Source organism: Frankia sp. CcWB3 (assembly GCF_977927595.1).
This window is the reverse complement of the sequence record NZ_CDWRCK010000199.1, coordinates 1-4,621: the sequence shown is the minus strand read 5'-3', so window position 1 is coordinate 4,621 and position 4,621 is coordinate 1. Positions and strand designations below refer to the sequence as shown.

Below are 4,621 nucleotides of genomic sequence, written 5' to 3'. Positions count from 1 at the left end.
CCCGGACGCCCCCAGCCCGTCGGACGCCGCCGGCGCGTCTGGCGGCCCGAGCTGGCTCGCGTTGGACGAGCGGGCCGTCGCCGCCGAGCTGGCCGCCACCCCGGCCGGCCCGCTGACGGGCGCGGAGCTCGGCGCCTTCGCCCGCGACCGCGCGGACCGGCTCGACCACCCGGCCTACGTCATCTACACGTCCGGTTCGACCGGCCGGCCCAAGGGCGTCGTCACGCCCTACCGCGGGCTGACGAATATGTGGCTCAACCACCGGGACGAGATCTTCACCCCGACGGTGGCGGCGGCCGGCGGGCGGCGCCTGCGGATCGCGCACACCGTCTCCTTCGCCTTCGACATGTCGTGGGAGGAGCTGCTCTGGCTCGTCGAGGGCCACGAGGTGCACATCTGTGACGAGAACCTGCGCCGGGACGCCGAGGGGCTGGTCGCCTACTGCGACCGCCACCGGATCGACGTCGTCAACGTCGCCCCGACCTACGCGGCCCACCTGTTCGAAGCCGGCCTGCTGGAGCGGACCGGCTCGGCCAGCGAGGCCGGGCCGGCCACCGGCGGCGACCCCGCGGACGGGCACCGGCCGGCCCTGGTCATGCTGGGCGGGGAAGCCGTGCCCGGCTCCGTCTGGACCCGGCTGCGGACCACCGACGGGACGGCCGGCTACAACCTGTACGGGCCGACCGAGTACACGATCAACACCCTCGGGGCCGCGACGGCCGACAGCCCGACGCCGACCGTCGGGCGGCCGATCCGCAACACCTCCGTCTACGTGCTCGACCGCTGGCTGCGCCCGGCCCCGGACGGCGTCGCCGGCGAGCTGTACATAGCTGGCGACGGCCTGGCTCGGGGCTACCTCGACCAGCCCGGCCTGACCGCGGCCCGCTTCGTGGCCGACCCGGTCCGGCCGGGCGGGCGGATGTACCGCACCGGCGATCTGGTGGCCCGCCGCCCCGACGGCAACCTCGACTTCCTCGGCCGCACCGACGACCAGGTGAAGATCCGCGGCCACCGGATCGAGCTCGGCGAGGTCACCGCCGCCCTCGACGGCCACGAGGCGGTCAGCCAGTCCGCCGTGATCGCGGCGGCCGACCCGGCGACGCCGGGCGCGAAGCGCCTCGTCGCCTACGTCGTGCCGGCCGAGCCCTCGCCCGCCGAGGCGGCCGCGATCGAGGCCGACCAGGTCGGCGAGTGGCGTCAGATCTACAGCGACGAGTACGAGCGGATCCCGACCGCCGCGCTCGTCGAGGACTTCGCCGGCTGGGATTCCAGCTACGACGGGCAGCCGATCCCGTTCGAGCACATGCGGGAGTGGCGGGCGGCCACCCTCGACCGCATCCGGGCACTCGCGCCCCGGCGGGTGCTGGAGATCGGCGTCGGCACCGGCCTGCTGCTCGGCCCGCTCGCGCCCGAGTGCAAGGCGTACTGGGGCACGGACTTCGCCGCCCCCGTCATCGCGAAGCTGCGGGCCGAGCTGGCCACCGACCCGGACCGCTTCGGGCGGGTCGAGCTGCGCCACCAAGCGGCCCACCTGACCGAGGGGCTGCCCACCGGCTTCTTCGACACGGTCGTCGTCAACTCGGTGATCCAGTACTTCCCGAGCGCCGGCTACCTGGCCTCGGTGCTGCGGGGCGCGCTCGACCTGCTGGCCCCGGGCGGCTCGCTGTTCGTCGGCGACGTCCGGGACCTGGGCCGGTTGCGCGCCTTCCACAGCGCGGTCGAGCTGGCCCGCCCCGGCCCGCGGCCCGGGCCCGACCCGGCTCGGCTCGCGGCCGCCGTCGACCGGCGCCTCCTGCTGGAGAAGGAGCTGGTGGTCTCGCCGGCGTTCTTCCTGGACCTGGCGGCCCAGGCCGATCTCGAGGTGTCGGTCCGGGTCAAGCGGGGGCGCCACCGCGACGAGCTGACCCGGCACCGCTACGACGTGGTGCTGCGCCGACCCGCCCCGGTCGACGGCGCCCGGGCGGTGGAGCCGCTCACCCCGGCCTGGGACGTTCTGGCCTGGGACGTCGACGTGGACAGCGTGGAGGCACTCGGCGCGCTGCTCCGGGGCCGCCTGCCGGAGCGGGTCCGTCTGACCGCGATCCCGGACGCCCGGATCGCCGCCGAACTCGCCGCGGCCGGGCTTTGCACTGAGGCTGGGCTTTGCGCTGAGGCCGGCGAGGCGGCCGCCGTCGACCCCCACGATGTATACGCGCTGGCCGATGCCCTGGGCTACGAGGCGGCCCTCGCGCCGCGACCCGGCGACCCCGGCCGGCTCGACGCCGTCTTCGTGCGCGGCTCGGGCCGCCCCGCCCTCCCGGTCACCCGGCCGGCGGCCGACCCGGCCGCCCGGCCCGGCCCGGCCACGGCGCGCACGAACGACCCGACAGCCGCCCGCGCCGCCGGCGCGCTTGTCGCCCGCCTGCGCTCCGACCTGGCCGCCGCCCTGCCGGACTACCTGGTCCCGTCGGCGTTCGTGCCGCTGCCGGCCATCCCCCGCAACGCCAACGGCAAGCTCGACGTCGCCGCCCTGCCACCAGCCGAGCCGGTGGCGGCGGCGAGCTCCGGCCGGCCGCCGGCCACGGCGCTGGAGCGCACCCTGGCCGAGCTGTTCGCCGACGTCCTCGGCCTGCCCGAGGTCGGGGTGGAGGACGACTTCTTCGCCCTGGGCGGCCACTCCCTGCTCGCGACCCGGGTGGTCAGCCGGGCCCGGGTCGCGCTCGAGGTCGATCTGGCCATCCGTGACCTGTTCGAGGCACCGACGGTGGTGGCGCTGGCGGCGAAGGCAGCGGGCCGGGCCGAGACCGGGCGCCCGCCGCTGGTCGCGGGGGAGCGGCCCGAGCGGATCCCGCTCTCGCCGGCGCAGCGTCGCCTGTGGCTCGTCGAGGCGCTGGCCGGCGGGAGCGACGCCTACAACTACCCGCTCGCGTTCCGGACCGGCGCCCGCCTCGACGTCGACGCGCTGCGCGCCGCCGTCACCGACCTCCTCGGCCGGCACGAGGCCCTGCGCACGGTCGTCGCCGCGGTCGACGGCCAGCCCTACCAGCGGATCCTCGACCCGGTCGCCGCGACCCCCGCCATCGACGTCGTCGAGTGCGGCCCCGACGAGGTGACCGGCCGGATCACCCGGGCGGCGGCCCAGCCGTTCGACCTGGCCGCCGAGGCGCCGCTACGGCTGACCGTGCTGCGCGGCCCGGACGACGACGTGCTGGTCGTCGTCCTGCACCACATCGCGACCGACGAGTGGTCTGACCGGCCGTTCCTGCTCGACCTGGACGCGGCCTACGCCGCCCGGCGGGCCGGGCGCGCGCCGGACTGGGCGCCGTTGCCGGTCCAGTACGCCGACTACACGCTCTGGCAACGCGACCTGCTCGGCGATCCGGGCGTCGACGGCAGCCTGGCCGCCCGGCAGCTCGACTTCTGGCTGGCCGCCCTGCGGGGCCTGCCGGAGGAGATCCCGCTGCCGCTGGACCGGCCGCGCCCGGCCGTACGCGACGGCGCGTCGGGGCGGGCTGCCCGGGTCCTGCGCGGCCCGGTCGCGATCGGGCTGCGGGCGCTGTGCGCGGCGACCGGGACGAGCATGTCGATGCTCGCCCACGCGGCCATCGCGACCCTGTTGCACCGGCTGGGCTCCGGCGACGACATCCCGATCGGCGTACCCGTCTCCGGCCGGGCCGACGCCGCGCTCGACCCGCTCGTCGGCTTCTTCGTCAACACGCTGGTGATCCGGTCCGACCTGACCGGCGACCCGACCTTCCGGGATCTGCTGGGCCGGGCCCGCCGGACCGACCTGGCCGCCTTCGACCACCAGGACCTCCCGTTCGAGGACGTGGTCGCGGCGGTCAACCCGCGCCGGACACCGGGGATCAACCCGCTGTTCCAGGTGATGGCCGGCTACCATCACCTGGCCGACGACGGCCGGGAGCTGCTCGGCGGGCCGGTGACCTGGATCAACCCCGAGGCCGGGACGGCCAAGTTCGACCTGGACGTGACGTTCGTCGACCGGGCCGTCCGCAACGAGATCACCGTGCTGGTCGACTTCGCCACCGATGTCATCGAGCCGGCCGGCGGCGCCCGGCTGGCCGACCGGCTGCTCCGCCTGCTGGCCGAGATCGTCCGTGACCCCGACAGACCGGTCAGCCGGCTGGAGATCGCCGACGAGGAGGAGCGGGCGGCCGCCCTGCGCTGCGCCGCCGGCCCGGAGCGGGCGCTGCCCGGTGACCCCGGTGACCCCGGTGACCCCGGTGACCCCGGTGACGCCGCCGGTCCCGGCGGCGCCGGGACGACCGTGCCGGACCTGCTCACCCGGGCCGTGGCCGCCCATCCCGACCGGGTCGCGCTGGTCACCGCCGAGAGCCGGACGACGTTCGCCGAGCTGGCGACCCAGGTCGGCCGGATCGCGGGCCGGCTTTCCCGGCTGGGCACCCCTCCGGAGGCGGTGGTGGCGCTCGCGCTGCCCCGCGCGCTGACGGTCCCGGCGATCTTCGGTGTGTTGGCGGCGGGCGCGAGCTACCTGCCGATCGACGTCGAGCAGCCGGCGGAGCGGCTGGCGTTCCTGCTGGCCGACGCGGCACCGAGCGTCGTCCTCACCACCCGGGCCTTGGCCGACCGGCTGCCGGCCGTCGCCGCTCCTGTCCTATCG

1 protein-coding gene is annotated in these 4,621 nt (G+C 76.4%); it reads left to right on the top strand.

Annotated features, from left to right (window positions below; genetic code table 11):
- On the top strand, positions 1–4,621 hold a 4,621-nt coding region (locus ACY5KJ_RS14830), incomplete at both ends, for a condensation domain-containing protein (RefSeq protein WP_462203611.1).